At 52.1% G+C, this 23861-nt stretch carries 22 protein-coding genes and 1 riboswitch; of the genes, 13 read left to right on the top strand and 9 right to left on the bottom strand.

Translation table 11 applies throughout. The annotated features are described in order from the left end of the window. Positions 1-174 precede the first annotated feature (174 nt). Entirely contained in the window at positions 175-435 is a 261-nt protein-coding gene (locus HP435_RS29350) for an NAD(P)H-dependent oxidoreductase (protein ID WP_173599432.1), read from the top strand. Here HP435_RS29350 and HP435_RS25265 read toward each other — a convergent pair. Both HP435_RS25265 and HP435_RS25260 read right to left on the bottom strand, forming a co-directional pair. Then, a complete protein-coding gene (locus HP435_RS25265; protein ID WP_370641112.1) occupies positions 416-1078 on the bottom strand; it encodes an NAD(P)H-dependent oxidoreductase in 663 nt (220 codons plus the stop codon). The two genes, HP435_RS29350 and HP435_RS25265, sit on opposite strands and share 20 nt — an antisense overlap. A gap of 39 nt (positions 1079-1117) precedes the next feature. Next, complete coding sequence (locus HP435_RS25260; RefSeq protein WP_173597667.1) at positions 1118-1912, bottom strand: alpha/beta fold hydrolase; 795 nt, start codon at positions 1910-1912, stop codon at positions 1118-1120. Between the two features lie 109 nt (positions 1913-2021). Here HP435_RS25260 and HP435_RS25255 point away from each other — a divergent pair, with 109 nt between their 5' ends. The 5 genes from HP435_RS25255 to HP435_RS25235 all read left to right on the top strand — a co-directional run bounded on the left by HP435_RS25255 (position 2022) and on the right by HP435_RS25235 (position 6796). Beyond that, positions 2022-2390, top strand: coding sequence for a winged helix-turn-helix transcriptional regulator (locus HP435_RS25255; RefSeq protein ID WP_173597666.1), 369 nt, complete (start codon positions 2022-2024; stop codon positions 2388-2390). A 154-nt stretch (positions 2391-2544) separates the two neighbouring features. Next, positions 2545-2743: riboswitch (cobalamin riboswitch) on the top strand. A gap of 149 nt (positions 2744-2892) precedes the next feature. Then, positions 2893-4059, top strand: coding sequence for an ABC transporter substrate-binding protein (locus HP435_RS25250; RefSeq protein ID WP_122963740.1), 1167 nt, complete (start codon positions 2893-2895; stop codon positions 4057-4059). Positions 4060-4087: 28 nt separating this feature from the next. After that, complete coding sequence (locus HP435_RS25245; protein WP_229049759.1) at positions 4088-5143, top strand: FecCD family ABC transporter permease; 1056 nt, start codon at positions 4088-4090, stop codon at positions 5141-5143. Between the two features lie 19 nt (positions 5144-5162). Further along, positions 5163-5930, top strand: coding sequence for an ABC transporter ATP-binding protein (locus HP435_RS25240; RefSeq protein WP_217365748.1), 768 nt, complete (start codon positions 5163-5165; stop codon positions 5928-5930). Between the two features lie 14 nt (positions 5931-5944). Next, entirely contained in the window at positions 5945-6796 is an 852-nt protein-coding gene (locus tag HP435_RS25235; RefSeq protein WP_122963743.1) for a class I SAM-dependent methyltransferase, read from the top strand. 160 nt (positions 6797-6956) lie between these two features. On the opposite strand, the gene HP435_RS25230 is transcribed toward HP435_RS25235, so the two are convergent. Then, a complete protein-coding gene (locus HP435_RS25230) occupies positions 6957-8045 on the bottom strand; it encodes a suppressor of fused domain protein (protein ID WP_173597664.1) in 1089 nt (362 codons plus the stop codon). Positions 8046-8193: 148 nt separating this feature from the next. Here HP435_RS25230 and HP435_RS25225 point away from each other — a divergent pair, with 148 nt between their 5' ends. The 5 genes from HP435_RS25225 to HP435_RS25205 all read left to right on the top strand — a co-directional run bounded on the left by HP435_RS25225 (position 8194) and on the right by HP435_RS25205 (position 13678). Then, positions 8194-9372: a DUF4272 domain-containing protein gene (locus HP435_RS25225; protein ID WP_173599395.1), complete on the top strand. Its 1179-nt coding sequence runs from the start codon at positions 8194-8196 to the stop codon at positions 9370-9372. 233 nt (positions 9373-9605) lie between these two features. After that, complete coding sequence (locus HP435_RS25220) at positions 9606-10181, top strand: sigma-70 family RNA polymerase sigma factor (protein WP_229049758.1); 576 nt, start codon at positions 9606-9608, stop codon at positions 10179-10181. Next, positions 10171-11031, top strand: a complete 861-nt coding sequence (locus tag HP435_RS25215; protein ID WP_173599393.1) for a hypothetical protein — start codon at positions 10171-10173, stop codon at positions 11029-11031. The genes HP435_RS25220 and HP435_RS25215 overlap by 11 nt, the downstream gene beginning before the upstream one ends. A 141-nt stretch (positions 11032-11172) precedes the next feature. After that, positions 11173-11745 carry a TetR/AcrR family transcriptional regulator gene (locus HP435_RS25210; RefSeq protein ID WP_122963748.1) on the top strand — a complete coding sequence of 191 codons (573 nt, stop codon included), beginning with the start codon at positions 11173-11175 and terminating at the stop codon, positions 11743-11745. A 55-nt stretch (positions 11746-11800) separates the two neighbouring features. After that, complete coding sequence (locus tag HP435_RS25205; RefSeq protein WP_173599392.1) at positions 11801-13678, top strand: alpha/beta fold hydrolase; 1878 nt, start codon at positions 11801-11803, stop codon at positions 13676-13678. 162 nt (positions 13679-13840) lie between these two features. On the opposite strand, the gene HP435_RS25200 is transcribed toward HP435_RS25205, so the two are convergent. Continuing rightward, positions 13841-15487, bottom strand: a complete 1647-nt coding sequence (locus tag HP435_RS25200; protein WP_173599391.1) for a peptide ABC transporter substrate-binding protein — start codon at positions 15485-15487, stop codon at positions 13841-13843. Between the two features lie 286 nt (positions 15488-15773). Then, positions 15774-16340, bottom strand: a complete 567-nt coding sequence (locus HP435_RS25195) for a DoxX family membrane protein (RefSeq protein ID WP_122963751.1) — start codon at positions 16338-16340, stop codon at positions 15774-15776. A 311-nt stretch (positions 16341-16651) separates the two neighbouring features. Here HP435_RS25195 and HP435_RS25190 point away from each other — a divergent pair, with 311 nt between their 5' ends. Then, on the top strand, positions 16652-18718 hold the full coding sequence (locus HP435_RS25190) for a methyl-accepting chemotaxis protein (protein ID WP_173599390.1): 2067 nt from the start codon (positions 16652-16654) through the stop codon (positions 18716-18718). A gap of 67 nt (positions 18719-18785) precedes the next feature. Here the strand turns inward: HP435_RS25190 and HP435_RS25185 are convergent, their stop codons facing one another. After that, on the bottom strand, positions 18786-19649 hold the full coding sequence (locus HP435_RS25185) for an RNA polymerase sigma-70 factor (RefSeq protein ID WP_122963753.1): 864 nt from the start codon (positions 19647-19649) through the stop codon (positions 18786-18788). Positions 19650-19695: 46 nt separating this feature from the next. Further along, positions 19696-20868, bottom strand: coding sequence for an NAD(P)/FAD-dependent oxidoreductase (locus HP435_RS25180; RefSeq protein ID WP_173599389.1), 1173 nt, complete (start codon positions 20866-20868; stop codon positions 19696-19698). Positions 20869-21092: 224 nt separating this feature from the next. On the opposite strand from HP435_RS25180, the gene HP435_RS25175 reads away from it, so the two are divergent. Then, positions 21093-21833, top strand: a complete 741-nt coding sequence (locus HP435_RS25175; protein WP_173599388.1) for a GNAT family N-acetyltransferase — start codon at positions 21093-21095, stop codon at positions 21831-21833. 97 nt (positions 21834-21930) lie between these two features. On the opposite strand, the gene HP435_RS25170 is transcribed toward HP435_RS25175, so the two are convergent. Further along, positions 21931-22530, bottom strand: a complete 600-nt coding sequence (locus HP435_RS25170; RefSeq protein ID WP_173599387.1) for a hypothetical protein — start codon at positions 22528-22530, stop codon at positions 21931-21933. A 426-nt stretch (positions 22531-22956) separates the two neighbouring features. Then, entirely contained in the window at positions 22957-23832 is an 876-nt protein-coding gene (locus HP435_RS25165) for a dimethylarginine dimethylaminohydrolase family protein (protein ID WP_173599386.1), read from the bottom strand. Positions 23833-23861 lie beyond the last annotated feature (29 nt).

The raw sequence follows: 23861 nt of genomic DNA, 5'->3' as shown, positions 1-23861 counted from the left end.
ATCACAACCTTGGACATATTCGTTAACAATGATATTGACAAGAAACAAACTTATCATACCACGCGAATGGAAGCAGCTTCGGCCGAAAGAATACCAATCTATTGAACATGGATGGGTGAATGGCTGAGCAATTGGATGGTTTGCTTTTGAGAAAAATGTGGTATTCGGTGATCAATCACCGAGCAGTTTATTTCCGCTGACGGCTATATTATTGTTGCTCCGATGTGGAATTACGGCGTGCCGCCGATGTTGAAGGCGAATATCGATGCGGTGTGCATCGCCAGAAAAGCATTTCGCATGACGGAAAACGGCGCGGACGGCGTCATTTCCGTCTTGAAACAACTATATATGGAAAAAGGGCCGCCCCGAACATCCATTCTTGTTCGGGGCGGCAATAGTGGCAGTAGCGATGTCGTTACTCGACGTAGCGAATGATGTGTTCGCGCGGCTGTCTTGTTTTCGGGCGCGGCTCGTTTTTGCGGTAGCCAAAGGCAACCATGCAGGCTACGCCGAAGCGTTCCTTGTCCAGCAGTCCTTCAGCTTGCAGGAGTTCCTCTGCCTGTTTTTTGTCGAAGCCTTCGATCGGGCAGGAATCGATGCCGATCATGGCGGCTGAGGTCATCATGTTGCCAAGGGCGATGTACGTTTGTCTGGCTGCCCATTCGAACATGACGCGCTCGTCTGCAAACAGCTCAAAATCTTGCTTCAAAAATTTGTCGTACATGGCGCTTTTCGCGGTGATGACGTTTTCCGGCAAAAGCTGTACGTTTTTCATCTGGTTCATTACGTAGTCGGAATCAGCCGCCATCTCTTGCTTGGTACGCGCCAGGATGATGACAAAATGACTCGCTGTAGCCAGTTGCTTTTGCGCTCCCCAGGAAACGACAGACAGCTTGTCGCGCAGAGCGCGGTTTTGCACGACGAGAAAGTTCCAAGGCTCAAAACCGAATGAGCTGGGAGAAAGGCGAGCCGTTTCCATAATGAAAGCGAAGTCTTCTTGTGCAATCGTTTTGTCTGCGGCAAATTCTTTAGTGGCGTGTCTGGTTTCGTATGCTTGCAAAATCTGTTCTTTTTGGATCATGTTATCCTCCAGATAAGGTAAGTTATTTTGGGGAAGTCATCGGGTAGAACGGACAAAGGACAGGACGGTTTCGATCAGCTCTGCCTCCTGCTCCCACAGTACCAGGTGCCCTGAAGCGATCTCGTGGTAGCGCGCGTCAGGCAGGAGAGCGGCCATTTCCCTTGTCTGCTCCACAGGCACCATGCGATCGTAAGTCAAGCCGATGGCCAGTGCTGGGGCAGTGACTTTGCCAAGCAAAGGCCGCAGGTTGATGCGAGTGTCAAGTTCGGCCTGTTTGCCAGTACCTTCGGCAAGTGTCGCAGCCAAATTGGCGGTAAACTCATGCAACTGCTCCAACGTTTGAAACGAGCTGTAAAACGCCGGGCTGAGGCCAGTGTGGATGGCGAATTGGGCGAACAGCTCCCGATCCTGGCGGAACAGCTTTTGCCACAGATCGAACTGATAGGCGACAGCGAGATCGCTTTCTACCCAGCCCGCGATCGCTGTCACCGATTGGACTCGCTCCGGGTATTTGGCGGCGATGGCCGTTGCTACGACAGCGCCGAGCGAGTAGCCTACGACATGAAAGTGCGTAAAGCCTTCCTGCATAACTGCCTGCACATTTTGCTCGACCAGATCGTCCAGCTCCAGCCGCTCGCGGTCGTCTTGCGTTTTGCCCGAGCCGCTGTAATTGGGGGTGATGACGGTAAAGTCAGGTGCCAGCGCCTTGCCGAGATTGCCCCACGTGCCTTCGTAACTGCCTCCTGTACCGTGGATCAACAGCACGGCAGGTCCGCTTCCTTCTACTGCATATGCGACGTTTATGGGACCAACCTGAACGAATTTTTCCATGAGGGCCTCCTTGAAATCGTGTTTTACAAAAGTGATCTTACCGAATACACTGTAAAAAAGTAAGTACGCACTTTTTCGTTGAATACTTACCAAAAGGGAAGTGAGAACCATGGGGAACCAACAGGTGATTTATCAAATAAACGGCAAACAGTTTCAGTGTCCGATCGAGCTGTCTGTTTCCATTCTTGCAGGAAGATGGAAAACGACGATTATTTGCCAACTGATGAACGGGAAAAAGCGGTACGGTGAGCTGAAGAAAAACATCATGGGCGTGAATCACAAAATGCTCGCGGAACAGCTGCGGGAGCTGGAAGAGGCGGGGATTGTGCTGCGGCATGTGTACCCGGTCGTTCCGCCAAAGGTGGAGTACGAGCTGACAGAGCGGGGAGAAGCACTGCGTCCCGTGATTGAATACTTGATCAAATGGGGAGAGCAGTTTGGCACGCCTGTGGCGGATGAAGTGGAGCCGACTGCCTAAAACTGCTGAAAGCACCGGGCCATAATCGCATACGACAACCATACGACCACCTGAGAACGGCGGATTTTTTTCGGGCGAAGGCAAAAGAGGGAAGGAAGCGGCCGATTTGTTTTTACGGTCCCCCCTCCCTATGAAAATAATGGTATAATCAGCCAAGAATAGCATGCAGCTAGGTGCCTTTGCGAGAGCAAGGGGTAACAGGGAATCGGGTGAAAATCCCGAGCGGTCCCGCCACTGTAATTGGTGAGTTCTCTTTCCAACATGTCACTCGGTATGGAGCATAACCATCGGGGAAGACGAAAGAGCGCGATGAGCCAAAAGCCAGGAGACCTACCTAGTTTGTCACACCCGTAATCCTTCGCGGAAAAGGTGAGGTGTAGGAAGAAGCTGCGACAGCTTGTGTCTATTTATTCATGATGTCGACTGATTACTTCTACACGTTTGCCTCGTCCGGCGGGACGGGGCTTTTCTATTGATCACAAAAAGATAGGGAGTGGAAACGATGCTGCAAAAGAACCGGAAAAGCTGGATCGGCAAAGCATGGCTGTTTGGCCTGCTCACGATTTTTTTGGTCGTGACTGGCTGCTCTGCTGCTTCACCGTCATCGTCAACGCCTGCGGAACAGAAAACTGAACAGGCGGTGCCGCAGGAAAAGCAGGAGCTTGCTTTTCAAGATTCCGCAGGGACTGCGATCACGGTAAAGCTGCCAGTAGAGCGGGTGGTCGTGCTCAATCGCAACACGGCAGAAGCGATCAAGCTGCTGGGAGCCGAGCAGTACGTGCTGGCTACAGGCGACACGACGGTCAAAAATAACCCGTACCTCGGATTTGACAGCAAGCCGGATGTGGGGGAAACGAAGCAGATCAATCTGGAGCAAATCATCAGCTTGAAGCCGCAAATCGTCTTCGCCTATACGAATCGCCCCGACAAGACGCTGGAGGAAAAGCTGGAGCCAGCCGGAATCAAAGTCGTGCGAATGAACAACTATTTGCCGGAACAGATGGATGAGGAGCTGAAGCTGCTCGGCAAAATTTTTGATAAATCGGACAAGGCAGACGAATTTCTCGCCTGGAAGCATTCGATTGAAAAGCTGTTAGCGGACCGGGTGGCGGGCATCAAGGAGGAAGACAAAAAACAGGTGCTTGCCTTGTCAGCCGGATTTCTCAATACGAACGGGGGCTACCGGATTTTCCCCAGCCAGTCGTTAGACGGGAAGCCAGGAGTAGGGGAAGGCTACGCGACGATTCTGGCTGGCGGGAAAGACGCTGCCGACTTGCAATGGAATCCGGCGGAGGCGTCGACTACGATCATGGTCGACGAGGAATATGTGCTCAAGCGCAACCCGGAGGTCATTACCCTGCACGGCACCTGGCTGGGTGGCTACAATGTGAAGGATACGAAGCCGTTTGAAGAAGCGCTGCGCCATATTATGAGCACGACATCTGTTTCGCGGCTCAAGGCGGGGCAAAGCAAAGACATTTACTTTTTCTACACCAACTTTGTCGGATCGGACAAGCGGTATATCGGCAATCTCCAACTAGCCAAATATTTGTACCCGGATAAATTCCAGGATATCGATCCCGAGCAGTATGCCAAAGAGTATTTTGAAAAATGGTTAGGCGTGCCATACCAAGGCATTTGGCACTATTCGTTCAAAGATGTTCAATGACAGCCAAGGACAACCGCTGAGCAAGCCAGTGCAGCGACCGATCCAGGCCATCTATCACGGGAGCGTGAAAAGCAAGCTGCTCATTTTGACAAGCCTTTTCCTCCTGCTGGTGCTGCTGACGCTTTACGCAGTCAGTCAAGGGGCTGTAGAAGTTGCGTTGCCTGAGCTTTTGGCTATTTTGTCCGGACGCGCTTCCGATGAGATGACCGCCTACATCGTATACGAGATTCGGCTGCCGCGCATGGTCATGTCGATCATTACAGGAGTTTCGCTGGCATGTGCCGGTGCGATTATGCAGGCGATTTTGCGCAATCCGCTGGCAGACCCTTTTACGCTCGGCGTATCGAGCGGAGCGGCTTTTGGAGCAGCATTGGCGATCGTGGCCGGGACGAGTGTGTTTGGCATCAACCTCGTTTCGAGTGGACAGTGGATGATCGCTCTTAATGCCTTTGTGTTTGGCTGTCTCGCTGTGGGCGCGGTCTACGGCATCGCCAAGCTCAAAAACAGCTCGACGACCGTACTGCTTTTGGCGGGGGTGGCCATTGGGCAACTGTTTTCGGCGGGCGTTTCCGGTTTGAAGTTTTTTTCCAACAACGAAGCGTTGAAAGACTTGGTTGTCTGGCTCATGGGAGGATTTTGGGGAGCGAAATGGCAAGTGCTGCACATTTTGCTGCCGCTCGTGATCATCTCGCTTGTCCTTTTGCTGAAATACGCCTGGGACCTGAACTCGCTATGCGCTGGCGAAGATGTAGCGCGAACGCTCGGCGTCAATGTCAAACAAGTCCGCTGGGTGTGCCTTTTGCTCGTTACCTTGATGGCCTCCGTCACGATTGCCTTCACCGGGATTATCGGGTTCATCGGGCTGGTGGCACCGCATATCAGCAGAATCATCATCGGGACGGATTATCGATTTTTACTGCCGTGCTCTTGCCTGATGGGCGCTTTGCTGCTGCTCTTGTCAGATACGGCAGCCCGCATGGTATTATCTCCGATCGAGATTCCGGTAGGCATCATCACCGCGTTGTTTGGCGCCCCGTTTTTCGTCTATTTGCTGTTGAAAAAGCGCAAGGACTACTGGGCATAAGGAGGACGGTCGGGTGTACATGCAGGTCAAGGATTTATCGATCAAGTACGGAACGAAGATGATTCTGAAGCAAATTCAGATGAACTTGCAAAAAGGCGAGGTCGCAAGCATCATCGGGCCAAACGGTGCCGGGAAAACAACCTTGCTCAAAAGCATGGCGTCGATTATCCCGGTGGAACGAGCGCGGATCTGGATCAAAGACAGAGACATTCGCTCCTATTCGGCTAACGAGTTGGCGAAAACGCTGGGGTACGTGCCGCAGCATACGGCTTTCGGCTATCCGTTAACGGTGTTGGAGACAGTGCTTCTGGGCAGGAAACCGTACATGCAGTGGAACGTGACCGCTCACGATCTGGAAGTAGCGGGAGCAATCATGGAGCGGCTGCAACTTGCGGAAATGGCGCAGCGTTATATGGACGAGCTGAGCGGAGGCGAGCGGCAAAAGGTACTGATTGCGCGAGCGCTTGCCCAAGAGCCGGAAATACTGCTGCTGGATGAGCCGACGTCCGCTCTCGATATTCGCCATCAACTGGAGGTGCTGGAGCTGGTTCGGCAGCTTGCCCTCCAGCAGCAAGTGCTGGTCGTGTTGATCATGCACGATCTGGAGCTGGCGGCCAGATATTCAGATCGCGTGTTTTTGCTGCAGCAAGGGCAAATTTATGCTTCCGGGCGGCCGGAGGAAGTGTTTACCTCTGCGAATATGGAGCAGGTGTACGGAGTAAAAGTCGAGATCGGGCAGGGCAGCAGCGGTCTGAAGTTGACGGCCACGCTGCCAGAGTCGCGATAAGCAAGGGGGAGAACATGTACTACGGAGTAAGGCTAGGGATGAAGTCCAGGGAAGCCTGGATGGAAGGGATGAAAAATTGGGAAGGCAAGCTGCCCGAGCGCATGACTGACGACCAACTGGAAGAAAGCTTTTGGGATCAATTTTTGCAGCGCAAAACGGCGGAAGCGGAGCCGGATGACTATGTGCGGGAGATTGGCAGGGAGCTGCTTTCCTTTATTCAGGAAGACGATGAAGTGCTGGAGATTGGGCCGGGATGGGGAAATTACACGTTTGCGGCGGCGAGCAAAGCGCGGTCGCTCACTTGCGTAGACAGTTCGGCGAGTGTGCTGGGCTATCTGGAGCAGGGGGCGCGTGCGAAAGGGCTATCCAACATGAGCTTTGTCCATGCCAAGTGGGAAGAGTACGAGCCGCCCGTCCATGATGTCGTGTTTGGTGTGAACTGCTATTATCGGATGCAGGCGATTGATCAGGCGATGGTCAATATGAACAATTCGGCCAGGCGGTTGGCGGTGATCGGGATGACTAGCGGGCCGGAAAAGCCGCACTACTGGGATATTCATCAGCAGCTCGGGTACAAAATCAAGTTTTCGCGCAGAGACTATATTCATCTGACCAATTTGCTGTATGAGCTGGGCATTGACGTGAACTGCAACATTCTTCCTTTGCAAAAAACGTACGTGTACGAGTCGGAGGAGCAGTTTGTCAGCCAAAATTTGAGCGCGATTATGGAGCCGTCCTATGATCGGGAGAAAGCGGAGGCGATTTTGCGCCAATATTTGGTCTGGGTAGATGGCAAGCCTGCGTATGTGCATCAGTTTAAAGCGGCGTTGTTGTATTGGAAGCCGGAGAGAAGGATTAGTTTGTAAAGATGGTGTTGATCGTAGCTGTAGCGGAGGGAGGAAACAGGAGAAACACACAAGCAAAACAAGCACGAAAAAGCTTCGCGCACAAAATGCAGCGAAGCTTTTTATCATGCTAGGCAACTCTTTTCGGCATGGCGAATCCGAACTTTTTCTACGCATTCACTCAACGCATCCACTTTTCCATCCCATTGAAAATCCATTCCGCTTCCGTCCCAACAGCCAGACGGATCAATGCTTCCGACCCGTTTTCCTCCGCGAAGCGTTGTTCGGCACTCGTGATGGGAATCATCCAGAGCAGGTTGACCGGATCGCCGTAAACCGTCGGGAAGGCCAGCGCCGGGGCGCTTTGGGGCTTGGCGAGCAGCATGGATGTGAAGCGGCCGTCTACCTCGCTGATCTCCTGACAAGGGATGGTGTGCCCTTGGGCGAGAAAAGTCATGTACGACCAGGGCAGCGTTGTTTGCCCGCTGATGTAGGCCAAAAGTTGCTTTTCATTTTCGGCCAGCCATTTGGTTTCGCAGGCAAAAGCCAGCTCGAAGCGGCGCAGTTGTTCCGGTGATTCGGTATATAGCTCGACCTTTGGCTGCGGCACGATGGAGACGCCCAAGGTGACGGCGTAGGTGATTTCGCCCTTTTCCACCGTGACCAATGCTTTCGGCGGCCAGTGACCGCCGTCGATGCCGTAATAGTTTTTGACCGGGCCAAGCGTTGCCGTGATCGCGTCGAGATACTGATGCTGCAAGTCTGGCCAAGGATTTTCGTCCCAGCTCGCCCAAAATTGCCGGGCAGCTTCGATTCGCGCAAACAAAGCGTTTGTGTCTGGTGTGCCCAGCGGAAAGCAGAAAGGAGATTCTGCGATACAGTCTCGCGCATAAGCCGGATAGCTGGAGCCGTCTGCCTGCTGCCCCGCCCAGCCGGGAATGACGCACAGCACCTCGTCTTGATAAAGCAAAGCTGCGGCGTCTCCTTCTGTCAGCCAGACAATTGACAGCTCATCTGGGTCGAGCTTTTCCGCGCCTTGCGGATGGGCGCAGCAGTCGCGCGGCAGCATGGGAGCGTTTCCGTCTTCCATGGCGGAAAAATCGAGTGTCTCGGGAGCTGGCCCGTAATTGCGCACCCAGCAGGAGCGAATACTCGCGTGTTCCTGGCCGGGGTAGTCCCACAAATAAAAATAAACGCCAGATTCATCTTCTTCGACAAAGGCTTGAATGTCGCAAAGTGGAGAAAATTCCTCCAACAAAATGTTTTTCATCGGATCACCTTCCAAACGGAATATGGTAGATTCTTCATCAAAATAGGTAGATGTAAACTTGCACGGAACAGGGGTAGAATACCATAATTGACTATTGGTGGCAAAATTTCGTCTAGACAAAAGATAGAAACGAAAGCGGGGAGCAACGATGAATCAATGTACACTATACGTCTCCATAGCTGACTATCAAAAAATAGTCGATGCGATCAAGGAGACTTTTCCAGACAAAGAAGTACAAGCTGCTGCGGACGGACAAAGCGTGACCGTCACAGACAAGAAATGGTTTGGCAAAAGCACACTGGCCTTCAACTTCATGCGCGAGGAAGCCGATCCGGAGCGCTTTTTGCAGATGAAAAAAGGGATGTACGGATTTTTTGCCCAGATTGAGACGGCGCATGAAAAGGTCAAGGAAAAGCTGCTGATCCAGATTACCGCGCTCAACGTGGCCGTAGGCATCGTAGCCAGCAAGGAAATCGACCGGGAAACGTTCGCTGCTGTCCTGGCGATTGCCAAGGAAGTATCCGGCATCGTTTTCCTCCCGACAGGCCACATGCTCGATAAAGAGGGCCGCCTGCTTTTGAACACCGAGGGCGAATCAGAGGTGGACGACTATTTGGTGACGGTGAGCACCGAGTTTATCGATCGGCACGTGCGTCCATCCCAGTCCGGGGAAGAGCGCAAAGCGCGCAACATCCAGCTTTTGCAGGAGCAAGGCGTCCCGTATATTAACCATTTGCCTGTCATCGTCGGGGATGAGGATGCTGTCATCAGGACCAAGGAAGAGATCGTGCAGCGGGCCATTGCTTTGTGCCTGATTGCCGTCTACGCCGCCGGAATCGCAGAGAACGGGGAGATTGCCGAAGAGCGCGAGTTCATCGAAGGAATTATCGAGCAGTACGGCGCGGCAGACTTCTTTACGGAAAACGAAAGAAAGCTCCTCGACGACCCGAATCCAAGCCAGAACGACATGGTGCAGATGGCGTGGATGTACGAATGCTACTGGGTGCTGTTGTGGGCGCTCGGCTATAAAAAAGAATTGGAGTTTCCGAGCGAGATTTGCGATGTCAGCTACGCCATCGATGTATTGCGCAGCGCGGGAAACTATCGAACTTTCTACGACAACGCCGTCGTGCGGAGCAAGGCGGAGATTTTGGATCAGGCGGATTTGATCTATCGCTACGACTGGGCGTGCGTCGATGCGCGCATCAACAACCGGACCGTGGCGGGAGGTTTGGAGCCGGGAGTCGTCATGGAAAGACACAGGGCACTAAACTGGCTCGTGCGTCACATGGAAGACGAGTGGGATCATGTGCAGATGGACACATAGGGTTCGCTAAAAAGCAGCAACAGGCTGATATCGTTCACGAACGATGTCGGCTTTTTTCGTTGTGCTCGAAAAAGAGTTGGGTACTTTTCTCGACCGATTTGTTAATACAATCTGCTTTTTCCCGTATTAACTAGCGTGAGACTCACGGACAACCACAACAAATTGCGCAATTTGTTCCTGTACCATGTCTGAGTCGGGAGGGAAGGGAGGGGAAGTAGTTGGAGATTGTTCAAATGAGCACCAAAACGGGCATCCATTCAAATCAGCTGAACGAGAGCCACGATGAGTGCATGGCAGCGGAAAAGTTCGCCGAGATTTACGATGCGTACTACAAACGCGTCTACAAGTACATTTGCTACCGGATCGACAATCACTATGCGGCAGAGGAAGTATGCAGCCACGTATTCGAAGCGGTGATTGCCAAATACAACCGCTTTTCGCCGGAAAAAGCGAGTTTTGAAGTATGGCTGTTCGCCATTGCCAGAAATGCGGTGACGGATTACTTCCGCTCACAGAAAAAAAGGGCCGCCTTCTCGCTCAGTTCGATTTTGAATTTGGCCTTGCCCAAGTCGTCTCCGGAAGACATCGTGATCCGCGATGACCGCCATGCCGCTTTGTTCCGGGCGCTGGCAAAGCTGAGCGACAAAGAACGCAACATCATCGGCATGAAGTATGCGGCAGGCTTGAAAAACGCAGAAATCGCAGAGCTGCTTGGCGTCAGCGGTTCGAATATCGGGGTTGTGCTGTACAGATGCTTGAAGAAGCTGCAAAAAGAGCTGGAAAAAGGAGGTTTTCGGCATGAGGAATAAGCCGGATACAGACGAATTTCGCGAGCTGGCCGACTATCTCGCTCATGTGGAGCTGGATGACCAGGCAGCGAGGGACAGAATCTACAACCGGCTTGCAAACAAGCTGAAAGCCGGAAAAATCCAGGCAAAGCCTGTGGAAAAGGATGAGATCGTGATGAAAAAAAGCAGTTGGAAAACGGTTGCGGCCAGTGTCGCTGCCATTATCTGCCTGACGGGAGCTTTCTCGACTACCTCGTTTGCCCAAGAAATGCTGTCCTCTATTTTGGCGCGGTTTCAAGTGGGGAATTTGCAAATTGTGCAATATGACAAAGAGCCTGCTGCACCTGCAAGCGAAAATGCAGCCGTCCAAGCCGGAGCAGACGGCGCCCGTGCCGTGACTTTGCAGCCGCGTCCCAATCTGACGGTGCAGGAAGCCCGCGCTGTACTCGGTTCGAACTTTCCCGCGCCATCCTGGGTAGCCGATTACGAGTACGTCAACACGGTCGTTCACGGTGACAGCATGGCGGAAGTCCAATATGCGCATGGCGATAAAACAGTGAACTTCCTGATCTCGAAAGGCGGGGAAAACGGGATCGGAACGACAGAGGAAGTCAAAACGCAAGTGCTGAACGGAACGAAAGTGTACATGGCGAACGGGATTGTCATTTGGGAGAAGGACGGGTATACGATCGAGTTGTATGCGCAAGATGATTTTGCGCCTAACGTATTGGGCAAAATCATTGACGGCTTCTCGACAGGAGCGCCGCTGACACAAACGGAAATCGAGCAAGCGAGAGAAAAGCTGAAAAATGCTCCTGTTACAGAAGGGGCTGGCCCTGCTCCAGCTCCCGCGCCCGTGTCCGGTAAGTAAGCGGATTGCAACCAGCGAAGCGTGTCCAGGCGACGCCATGTTTTTAAGTGGCTCCCGCGGGCACGTTTTTTTGTTGCCAACTGCATGTGCCGAGCAGCTTGTCGCTTGACATTATTTGATTAGGACTATATAGTTCTAATCATGAAAAAAATCTCGAATCGCGACCATGTGATTGCCAGCGCATCCGCTCTGTTTTTGCAAAAAGGGCTGATGAATACGAGCATGGATGACGTCGTGGCGCAGAGCAAAGTCTCCAAGTCAAATATTTACTACCATTTCAAGAGCAAGGAGGAGCTTGTTGTCGCTGTGTTGGACTACCGCGCCCAATTGTTGCGCACGGTGCTTGATGAGATTGCCCAGGCCAGGGACTTGACCGCTGCGAGGCGGATCGAGCAAATTTTTGCCGCACTGGCTGACGAGCTGAACGGGCGAGACTGTGTGGGAGGCTGTCCGATCCTGTCCCTTCTGTCCGCGCAAATCCCGCAGGTTCGGGTTCGCATCCACGCGTTTATGCGCGAGCTGCAAGGAGTAGCGGAAAATGTGCTAAGAGAAGGAGTTGAGCGAAAAGAGTTCAAGGCAGGGATTCCGGTTCCCGAGACAGCGGCGCTTCTCATCACGATTTTGGAAGGAGCCATGCAGCTTGCCGAGTCTTACGGCAACACAGAAGCTTTTATAAACGCAGGCGCTACTTTTCTACACTTGATTCAAGTGTAGGCTTTTTTTGCAATTGATTAGTACCAATTAGTCCTATTAAAGGGAGGTTCATTTTATGGCAGTTGTATTGATAACAGGAGCGACAGGGTTTATCGGCCGGGAGGTAACAAGGCGCTTGGCACGCGCAGGACATACGGTGTTGGCGCTCGTGCGCTCCCTGGAAAAGTGGGAGAGGCAACTGGCTGCAATGACAGCCGAAGAGCAGGCGAACAGCAGCGCAGTACGGGGGGATTTGCGCGAGGAGAGGCTGGGGCTGTCAGAGCTTGACTACCAGCGGGTGCTTGCCGCAGATACGATCATTCATGCCGGGGTGCCGATGGATATCTCGCTCGGTGAGGAAGCGGCCAGAAAAGTCATTTTGCAAGGAGCCGATCATCTGTTGAAGCTGGCGGGCGAGCTGCACCAGCGCAAAAGGCTGCAAAAGCTCATTCACCTTGTCGGCTACATGAGCCCTTTTGACGATGCGAGCGCGACGCTTGCCACAGATGTGTTCGCCGAGAACAAGCTGTTCGATCATGCGGGAGGCTATGAAAAATACAAGTTTTTGGCTGACCTGTACGTGCGGCAGCAAGCTCATCAAGCAGGAATGCCGCTGGTTGTCGTCAATCCGAGCACAATCATCGGGCCGCGGCATACGGGAAGCACCGAGCAGACGGATGGCCTGGGACTTGTGGTCAACTCCATGCGGCAGGGGAAATTTCCCGTATTGCCCGGCGGAAAAGAATGGTGGCTCCCGCTGCTTGCCGTGGACGATCTGGCAGAAGTGATCGTCGGAATTGTCGAGGCAAAAGGCATCGCGCACCAGACGTACTACGCCTTGAACGAGCGCGGGGCGACGCCGTCTTTCCCGGAACTGGTGCAACTCATGGCAAAAGAACTGCGAATGAAGCCGCCGTCCGTCCCGTTCCCGCTGTCCGTTTTGAAAACGATCGTGCGCAACGGAGGCAGCCGCTTGCTCGGCGTTCCGGCCAACTCGATGGACTTTATCGTGAAAAAACAGTTCCCGCTCGCGCCTTTTCAGCAAATGAAGCAAACGAGGGGCGTGGGCGAATATCAAGCGGACAGCCATCTGCCAAGCGTTGTGGCTGATCTCGATTATCGCTTGTCTGCCCGGGGCGATGCCGCTCCCGATGCTTTTCGGCGGGCGAAAGTCGCAGGCTTGGCTGCCTATCAGAAGCCAGGCGTGGAGGGAGCGCCATGGGTACTGTTGCACGGCTTGTTCAGCGAGCTTGGCGATTTGTTCCCGCTGGCTGAGCAGCTTGGCGAGGAGAAGGTATGGCTGTGGGACTTGCCGGGCTTTGGCAGATCGCCCTATCATCACCGGGAGCAAAAGCTGGGCGGCTTCATCGAGGCGGTCGCCAGCGCGCTCCGAGAGCTGCCTGCTCCCGTCCATTTGGCAGGGCATTCGTTTGGTGCTTTCCTGGCATGGGAAGCGGCCAAGCGAGTGCCGGACAAGATCGCCGGAGTGTATTTGCTGCAACCGCCGCTGCACGCCCCGAAGCAGAACCCGCTGCTTGTGCAAATCGGGAAGAGCGAGAGCTTGCTCCAGCGCTTTTTGCAAAAGCAGCTGACCCGCCCCCGTCTGGAGAGCACGATGATTGAACAAGGGATGTTTCGCTTCGTGGCTGAGGTGCCGGCTGGCTATCTGGACAAGACAAAAAGCCTTCTGCAATCACCGCGCATCAGCAAGACACACGCAGAGGTTTTGCGTTATTTCATGCACGATTTTCAGCAAATGGAGTGGGGTCAAGCTGCCGCTTTTCCCGTTCACCTTGTATGGGGAAATCAAGACAGCGCCTATCGCCTGACAAGCGAGCAGGAGATAGCGCTTGGGGAGAGGCAGATCGCGGTACACCGCCATGATTTGGCCCATCATTTTCCGCTCAGCCATCCGCACGAGACAGCCAGCTTGCTGCGGTCACTGAGGGGATAGGAGATAGCTTGACTTCCTGACTGTCCGACTTCCCGACGAGACGGGGCTGGGGCTAGGAACGCTTTCAGCAAAAAGTAAAGGAGCCTTGCCGATCAAACAGGCAAAGCTCCTCTTTCTTTTGGGGATTCGAGCGATTCGGCCACTTCGGACAAGCGAAGCGAGCTACTTTTCTACATACGCGTACTTGAAGTACGAGCCTCCGAGCGGGAAGATCACGAAATCTTTGACTTTGTCGTTTTTCACATAGGCGTTGCCGCGGAAGTGCAGAGGTGCGAGCGGCATTTCGTCCATGAGAATTTTTTCCGCGTCAAACATCAGCTGTTTGCGCTTCGCGGCATCGGTTTCATAGTAGCTTTTGTTCAACAAGTCGCGGTACTCTTTGTTGTCGAAGCGCACGACGTTGTTGCCGCCTTCTTTGTCCTTGTACATTTCCAGGAAGTTGATCGGGTCGTTGAAATCGGCGCCCCATAGCCAGATGCCGAAGTCGTATTTCCCGTTCTGGACGTCGTCGTTGAACACTTTCCACTCGGCTGTGCGAATCTCGATGTTCACGCCGAGCGTTTTCTTCCACTCGTCCTGCAACGCCTGGGCGATCTTCTTGTCGGTTTCTCCCGTGTCGTAGTAGTACGTCACTTTCGGGAACTCGCTCAACCCCAGCTCCTTCATGCCTTCCGCGAGCAGCTGCCTGGCTTTGTCTATGTCTTCCTTGAAGTAGCCGTCCGGGTTCAAGCCCATCGAGGTCGGCACCCAACCGTATGCAGGCGGTACCCCGGTTTGCAAAATATTGTCGATTAACTGTTGGCGTTCGATGGAGTAAGAGAAAGCCTGGCGAATTTTTTTGTTGGTAAAAGGCGGTTTTTGCGTATTGAAAATGACTGCCTTTGTCCCCGGATTATCGGCGACGACCAGCTTGCCCTGTTCCTTGATTTGCCCGATTGCATCAGGAGAAAGGCCGAAGGAAGGATAGCCGCCCCAATCGAGATCGCCGTTTTCAAACATCGAGAGAGCGGTGTTGTTGTCTTCAATCACGACGATTTCAATCCGATCCAGCTTGACGTTGGCCTGATCCCAGTAAGTAGGGCTTTTGGAAAAGGCCAGCTTCGCTTTATGCTCCCACTGGTCGATGACGAACGGGCCGTTTCCGACGATGGTAGAGGCGTCGCTTGCCCATTTCGGATTGCTCTCCAGCGTCTTTTTATGCAAAGGATAATAAGTAGTGAATGAGGTCAATTCACGGAAAAATGGCGTAGGCGAGCGCAGGGTGAAGTCGAGTGTGTAATCGTCCTTGGCTTTGACGCCGACGTCTTCTGCTTTGCCTGTGCCGTTGAAAAACTCTTCGCCGCCTTTGATGTAGAACAGCTGGTAAGCGTAGCCGGAGGCGGTTTTCGGATCGAGATTGCGCTTGATAGCGTATTCAAAATCGTGGGCGGTAACCGGATCGCCGTTGCTCCATTTGGCATCCTTGCGCAAGGTAAAAGTGAAGTGGGTAAAGTCAGGGGAGTTGGTGAAGCTCTCTGCTGTTCCGTTGATCATCTGACCTTGCCGATCGACGATAGTCAGTCCTTCAAAAGCGAGATTGATCATGTCCATGCTGGAGGCGTCAGTAGCAATGCCGGGGTCCATCGTCGGAGGTTCGCCCGTGATGCTCCAGTGCAAGACCATCGGTTCTCCCGAGGCAGGTTTTCCGGTCTCACCAGCGGGCTGCTGGCTTGCGGCAGGCTGGGCATTTTCAGCGGGCTTCGTCGTACAGCCGATCATGAGGCTTGCTAGTAACGCGGTGCTACAGGCAACTCGCAACCATTTTTTCATCAGTACCTCCTAGTTGTTTGAATATTTTTAAAAATTCATATGTAGAAGGATAATTCAGTTTCCTGTATCTGTCATTAAACATTCTGTATAAATATTCATGAATATTCTGTTTTTAAAACCGGGAATAATTCATACAATTTGTCCTTGAATCAGCAGCAAGGCGGAAAGCGGCTGCTGTTGCAAGCGATTTGATCCTGAATAAAAAAACGCCGGCCGACACCAGAAGATTCCGGTGCAGCCAGCGTCTTTTGCCTGCCGTATGCAGGATGATGAATGGAACGAGAGGCTAGTGCATGCCCACGTTACGCGACTTCGATCGTGTCCAAGGCGTGCCCAGGTACGACAAAGCCCAACGGTCCAGACCGTACCAGCCAGCGACTTTCCAAGCGAGAACGAGCCATGTGGCAAAAACAAACAGCATCGGGTTGGTGCTGACTGTCCCTGCGAACAGGAAGCTGACGTTCATCAATCCGCCGAAGAAAGCGGCAATTCCGGTAAGCAAGCCGAGAATGAGTCCGAGACCAACCAGTACCTCGCCGTAAGCGACCATGAAAGCGAACAGCTTGGCATTTGGCAAAACGGCGCTTTCCAAAAACCAGCCGTACCAGGAGGTGACGTCTTTTCCTTCCGCTGCTTTCGCGAGCGAGCCTTTGACGAAGCCCTCGATGGCAGCTCCAGCTTTGTCTCCTGTCCAGGAGTCGGTATGGATTTTTTTCCAGCCTGCTGTCAGCCAAGTGTAGCCGACATACACGCGGATGATCAGCCAGATCCATGCCGAACGGGTGCTGGTGAACAAAAATTGTGACACGGGATTTTCAGGAATGATGATTTCGTTGTTGCTTGGTGGACGCATGTGTACGTGCCCTCCTTATAAAAATAGAATGGATATCCTGTGATGGATATTGATTCCAGGTGATTTTAACACAAGGAACGATTTGATGCAGTGGTTTAGGGCATAAGTTCATACGGTGTTCATTGACACTATTGGCACGATGTTAACCTTAGTTCGATTGTCATGTGTTCGGATGGACATAAAAAGCGCAAAAAGGTAAGAAGACATAGTTTTTGCAAAATAAAGTCATCAGGAAGAAATATTGACAAGTTAAGATATGGTAAATTATGTTGAGTTTTGTTGAAAAATACGGAGACTATTGGAGCATACTTATGAAACGAAATTTTGTGTCTTTTCAAATGAAACTCAGCGTCATGATCTCGCTGTTTACGATGCTGGTCGCGATTGTGCTGTCGCTGATCGACTATTCGCAGCTCAAGGCCACGATCCTTTCGGAAAAAGCGGTGCAGTATCAGCTAGTCGAGGATCGGATCATTCATGCCGTCAAAAACGTCGATCTCGTGTACGGCGTGTTCGAGCAAGACATGGAGGAGCGGATGAAGGGCGCACTGGAAAAGCTGGCGAAAAACTATCAGGCCAACTCGGCGCTTTCGGCGTGGGACTATGCGGCTTTGCGCGAGCAGTACGGAATGGATTTTTTCGTCATTGATCGAAACATCAAAGTAGTGCAGTCCAGTGTCGCCTCTGACGTGGGACTCGATTTTAGCCAATCGGGAGCTTTCGCGGAGGTGTTGAAGAAACGAATCGACGGAAGCAAGTTTTCCGCCGACGGAATGGAAGTGTCCGTCAACAGCGGGCAGATCAAAAAGTTCGCCTATCTCCCAACCGGGGATCACAAATATTTGCTGGAAGCGAGCATGAATTTGCAGGACAGCGACTTGTTCCAGACGTTCAACTTTCTCGATGTCTCGAAGGAGATCGCAGGCAAATACAGCATTGTGAAAGAAATCACCGTTTACTCGCACGATGGCTACGCGCTCGGCAAAAAAGGGGAGGACGGCAAAGCTTTGCGCATCGCGCAGCGGTTTGCGCCAACTTTTGAAGCGGCGTTCTCCACGCAGACGATCAAGGAATTTCACGAGAGTACGGGAGAGGACGACCAAACATACCGCTATATCCCATACAAGCTGGATGAGAGCGCCAACGACCTGAGCCGTTCCCGTGTAGTGGAAATCGTCTACAACAATACGGAGCGCAACGAAGTGCTCGCCAACAGTCTCCGGTCTGCGCTATTGAAAATGGCGGCAGCGGTGGCAGGAGCGCTGATCTTGTCGTTTGTGCTCAGCCGCTTGATTACCGGACCGCTCGACCACATGCGCAAGATGATTGCGCAAACAGCCGAGTTCGACTTGCGCGAGCAGATCGTGGCGAAGGAGCAGGTGACGGAGGATGAGATCAGCCTGATGGCGAAGTCGATTTTGGTCATGCGCGAGCAATTGCGGGAAGTGGCGAGCAAGCTTGCGACCGTCTCTCATGTGGTAGCGGAAAATGCGCAAAGCGTGCAGCAATCCACAGTGGCCGTCAGCGAGCAATCGAGCGGAACGGCGGAGGCGACTGCTGTCTTGCTGTCGCATATGCAAGAGACAATGGCTTCGACGGAAGAAATGAACGCTACTCTTACTGATATTCAGCATGTCGTTCACGCAGTCACTTTGCGCACGACCGAAGCAGCGGCTACCTCTCAGGACGTAAGCCAGCGAGCCGATGTGTTGAAGGAAAATGCCGTTGCGGCGCAAGTATCGGCAGCCGAGTTGTATCAAAGCGTGAAGCAGCAAACGGAGCAGGCGATTGTGCAGTCGACCGAATCGATGGGACAAATCAATTTGTTGGCAGAAGCGATTTTGCATATTTCCGAGCAGACGAATTTGCTCGCCTTGAACGCCGCGATTGAAGCGGCGCGTGCCGGGGAAAGCGGAAGAGGCTTCTCCGTCGTGGCTGATGAAATACGCAAGCTGGCGACACAGTCGTCTGCGGTCGTCATCGATATTCAGCGAATTATCGCCATCGTGCGCGAATCCGTGAACAATCTCGCAGAAAACTCTTCCAGCGTGCTGGAGTTTATCGACAGCAAAGTCCGCCCGGATTACGGCAAGCTGATTCACATGTCAGAGCAATACAACAGCGACGCACATCATTTCAACACATTGCTGACGGATTTCAGCGCTTCGTTCGAAGAATTGAACTCGTCGATTGCCAGTGTAGTGGCGATCGTGGAGCAAGTGACAAGCTCCATGGGCCAAAGCGCATACAGCGTGGAAGCGATCACCGAGCAGGCGCAAATTATCGCGCACAACAACCAGAAAATCGCGACCATCTCCGAACGCAATGCGGAATTGACGCATTCGATGGAAGAGATCGTCCAGCGCTTTCGCCTGTAAGTGAACAAAGTCATGAGCGTGAACTTGCCCCCTTCGTACCGAGAGCGAAGGGGGCATTGCTTTGCCTTTACAGGACAGCTTTCAGTTTATCCGGGTTGCGAACGAAGTACAGGCGGTGAATTTTTTCTGCCTTGCTGTGCAGGAAAACGACTGTATCTACTGCGTCATTTTGCCGGATGACGAGTGCCGTTTGGCCGTTCAGCGAAGCAAGCCCTACTTCGTACGGAGAGCCTTGTGCGGCGAAGCGCATCAAGCCAAGCAAGAACTCCGCGACACGTTTGCCAGACACGACCGGACGTATGGCAGCGAATACTTTTCCACCGCCATCCGAGAGCAGTTCAGCATCTGCGGACAAGAGCGTGAGTAAAGCGTTGACATTGCCGTGTTCCAGCGCATGCAGAAAACGGCCGATCCATTCTTCGCCGATTTCTTTTTCGTGCGCGTGAAGCTGTTCGTCTGCATCCAAACCGAGCTTGGCTTTGCAGCGGCTGATGATTTTCCGGCAATTGGCCTGGCTTTTTCCGACAAGCTGGGCAATCTCGTCGTAGTCGAAGGCAAAAGCTTCGCGCAGGACGAAGACCGCACGCTCGACCGGAGACAAGCGTTCGAGCAGCACGAGCATGGCGTACGACAACAAATCTTTGGTGATGACCGATTCGTAGCTGTCCGCTCCGGGAGTAGGGATCGGTTCGGGCAGCCATGGCCCCGTGTACAGCTCCCGCCTGTGGCGTGCCGATTTCAACAGATCGAGGCAGCGGTTTGTCGTCATTTTGCACAGGTAGGCTTTTGGCTCTGCGATTTGTTCCAGCTCGACATCGTACGCTTTCAAAAAGACATCCTGCACGATATCTTCCGCATCTGTGGCCGAGCCTGTGAGCTGGTAGGCGAGACGAAACAGCAATCCTTTGTATTGCTGATAAAGGGTCTCCATCGCATGTTCACTTCCTCTGGCGTCTAGTGTCAGCATCGTTTTTTCCTTATTTTATCATGCTGGCAATATTCCACGTGAACTGACGCAGCTTCCAGCCCAATTTCCCTGTCAAAATGATGTCCACGCCCCATTGGCGCGTCCAGACGATCGCCCGCTCCGGCCCCAATCCGACGCAGTAGAAATCCATGCAACTTTTATGAACGGGAGACTGCGTTCCATCCAGATCAGCGAGGATAATTTTGCTCAACCGGGCGGCTTGCCTGCTCGCTTCCTTGCACGTCATCCGGTCCGCCTGGCCGCTTGCCGGGTCGACGATGCGAGCGCAATCGCCAATGCTGTAGACGAAAGGGGCGCCAGCGACCCGATACGATTCATCCACGACAAGCTGGCCGTGTGTGGTGAGCGGCAACCCCATCTGGCGCAGCGCCGGGTTCGGCAGCAGACCGAGCGCCCAGATGCACAGACCGACAGCAAGCGTGCGGCCCGTGGACAGACTCAGCTTGCCGTCCTGCTCGCGAATGGCTTTTGTCCCGTGCAAAACCGTGACTCCGCCGTCCAGCAAAGCTTGTTCCAGCTTGCGCGCCATTTTCACAGGTCCTTCCGTGAAGAGGCGATTTTGCGCATTGAGCAAGTAGACAGTGACTTCATGGGGAGCGATGCCGAGGTGTTGCGCTTCCTGACGCATGGAAAAAGCAAGCTCCGAAGCTGTCTCGATGCCGCTGATGCCCGCCCCTGCGACAGCGATTGTCAAAAGCCGCTGTCTTTCTTCGGGGCGCTTTTCCAAAACGGCCAGCCGCATATTTTGCTGCCATGTGTTGCGAATCGTCTCGGCGGCTGCCACATCAGACAAGGCGATTCCGCCCTGCTCCGGCTCTGCTCGGCGGGCGACGCTGCCTACCGCGAGGACGAGCACGTCATACGCAAGCGACAGTTCTTTTCCGCCTTTATCTACATAATGGATCATCTTGGCGCTTCCCTGGACAGAAACGACCGTACCTTGCAAAAATTCAACGCCTGCGGGGAAGATGGTTTTCAACGGGATGGCGATATCGGCTTGGGAGACAGCTGGCTTGAACAGCAAAACTTTGCGCAGATGGTAAGGCTCCTTGTCGATCAGGACGATACGTGCAGGGCGTCCTTTCCATGTGTCCTGGATTGCTTTAACGGCATTGATTCCGGCATAGCCGCCGCCGACTACGACCACAGTCATTTCGTTCATGGAGATCAGCTCCTCGCTGCGATTTGACCATATAACGAGGCGGGGGCAATTTTTGTGACGCAGCAATCAGAAGTTTTTTCGGAAAAGGGCGATTCGGCGAAAAAGTTTGTGCTTCAAACAAGTTTTGATAGAATGAAAGAGTCGTGGAAAGGATTTCCTGACTTTCTAGCGAGGAGCCTTTTGGCGAACAGAGAGACAGCGATGTTTTTGGGAGGATGGAAAGAATGGCATACAAGGTGTATACACAAGCAGAACGTCCTGATTTGAACGATCAGATGGCCGAAGTGCTCGCTGCCAGCTGGTCTACCTTCATGCTGCATGACGAAGTGGCCGACCAGCACTACGATCGGCTGGAAGAGTGGTTTGCTTCTTTTCAATATTTGTTGACCGATGAAAACGACAAGGTAATGGCCGTGGGCAACTCGATTCCTTTTTACTGGGACGGCACGCTGGAAGGAATGCCGAAGGGCTGGGGAGACGTCTTCCTGCGCGGGATTGAAGGACACGCCCAAGGCCAGAAGCCAAACACATTGTCGGCGCTTTCGATTTCAATCGACCCTGCGCATCGCGGTCTTGGACTGAGTCGTCACATGGTAGCGGCGATGAAAGACATTGCGAAGCAAAACGGGCTGGAATATATGGTGGCGCCTGTTCGCCCATCGCTCAAGCACAAGTATCCGTTGACCCCGATGGAAAACTACATCGAATGGAAGACGGAAGAGGGCGCTCCTTTTGATCCGTGGGTTCGCACGCATTGGAAGATGGGGGCGAAAATCATGAAAGTGGCGTCGGAATCCATGTCGATCGTGGGAAGCATTGCCAACTGGGAGGAATGGACAGGCTTGAAGTTCCCTGAGTCCGGCACGTATATCATTCCGGACGCGCTTGTTCCTGTGCGGATCGATGTGGAGAAAAACGAGGCCAAGTACGTGGAGCCAAATATTTGGATGCAGCATTTTCTGTAATCGCGGCGGCACAAGTTGCTGCGTTACGTTACGCGGAATTGTTTGATTTAGGTTAGGAGAGCCGGCTTTGTCGAGGCTCTCTTTTTTTGTCACCTATTTAATCAGTAATTTTTTTTAGCTCAAAAATAGTTGCCTCTGATATCAAGATCAGCCTATCGTTATTAACAAGAAAAAAACCTATACTTACAGGTATGTGCATGTTTGTAGAAGGGTCACTTATATCTATTACTTTTACTACATCATTTTCATTTAAGTCTGGGATATCTATTTTATATAATCTATAAAAAGAGGTAGAGTTATAGCATGTCGCTGTAATCTCGTATAATGGATTTTTTAGTTCATATTGATATTTCTTATAGTTTTTAAGTCCTTTTGATGAAAAAAAGTCTTTTTTGATTATCAATTCATCTCCAATAAATTTTTGCCCTGTTGGATATTCAGAAGCATCATTCCATGAATTTGCAAATCCTAAAAGCTTCTCAACTTTCCAAACTCCATAGAAATATTTTTCAGTTTCACTATCTAAATTTATATTTTCTGCATTAAAACAATCGGATGTGTTTTTTTGAATAATAGACTCATCCGTTTCAGGTTTAGGCTCACTAGAAGTAGGTGGATTTGATGTCATTTCAACATTTCCACAAGCCGATGCTAGTATCAACATTACCATGATACAAACCAATAATATTTTTTTCATATTTCACACTCTCTTTTATTTTTTTGATCATGATACAAATCTTTGCTGGCTTTTACTACCTTAGTTTTGATATCTCGCTCGCTTCCTTTGCATACGTTCTATAAGCTTAGCATCTTCTAACTCCTTAACCCATTGACTTATTGATCGTTTGGATTTTCCAAAATAGTGAACGATGCTTCCAAGTCCAACCCATTTTTTTCAATCTTGTTGCCGGACATGAGATCAAAGCGAATACATAACTTTACTGAGTTTCCAGATAATTACTACTAATGCGTAATCTAATAATATCTTTTATCAAAACTCTTTGCAAAAATTACTCCTTGTATAGAACACATAACCAGGCAAAAAAAAACAAGCCATAGAATCTCTATTATGGCTTGTTTTCATTGGTAGAACGAATTTCTCCGCTTCCCAATTCCATGTAAACTACACCCGCTCAACCGGAGAAGTCAGGCAAGTAGGGCCGCCCGTGCCTTTATACGAGATTTCATGACCCTCGTACTCGTACACCGTAGCGCCCGCTTTTTGCAGCAGCTCTTTTGTGATCGGATTGCCCGCTACGACCATGCACAGGCGAGGGGCGAGCGCGAGGACGTTGCTGCCCAGGTTATCGTATTCGTTGTCGGGAACTTCAATCAGTTCAATGCCTCTGTCGATGAGCAGCTGACGGAAGAAAACAGGCATCAGTTTGGAATAGACGACGGCGAGATCGTGGTCAACCATGCTGATAATCGACATCAGGTGCAGGCACTCCGCCGGGCCGCGGTCGTATGGCAGCGGAACGACGATGATTTCTTCCGTGAAATCTTTGACCATCTCCGTAATTTGCGCGATCGCCGCCTGGTTGGTGCGGAAGCCTAGCCCGATGGCGAGCGTTTTTTCGTCCAGCCAGACGAGGTCGCCACCATCGGAGCGGGCATCGCCTGTCAACTGTCCGAGAATCGGAATGTTGTTTGCTTGCAGGAAATCTTTGTATACTTCTGCTTCACCCTGGCGCAGCTCTTTGCCGGATTTGAGGATGATCGCCCCTTGGGACGTGAACTTCACCGGATCATGGGCGTAGATGGAATCGAGTCCGGTTTTGTCTGATTGCGGGAGATGCAGGACGTTTTCCACATGCTCTTGCAAAATGGCTTCGAACTTCTCGTACTCGTGCAAAGCTTTGTCCCAATCAGGACGGTCTGTATAGTTAAAGGTTTTCCACGATTCTTCGAGGTGGGCCTGGCTGATAAAAGCTTCACGGGGATGCTTGATGATGACTGTCTTCATCTTTTTGACCATGGATTGGCTGCCTTGGAACATAGTTGCCTCCCTTTATTCCGTATTATGGA

The organism is Brevibacillus sp. HD3.3A, assembly GCF_013284375.2.
Classification (GTDB): Bacteria; Bacillota; Bacilli; order Brevibacillales; family Brevibacillaceae; genus Brevibacillus; species Brevibacillus parabrevis.
The sequence above is the reverse complement of the archived record's forward strand: the minus strand, read 5'-3'. Positions and strand labels throughout refer to the sequence as shown.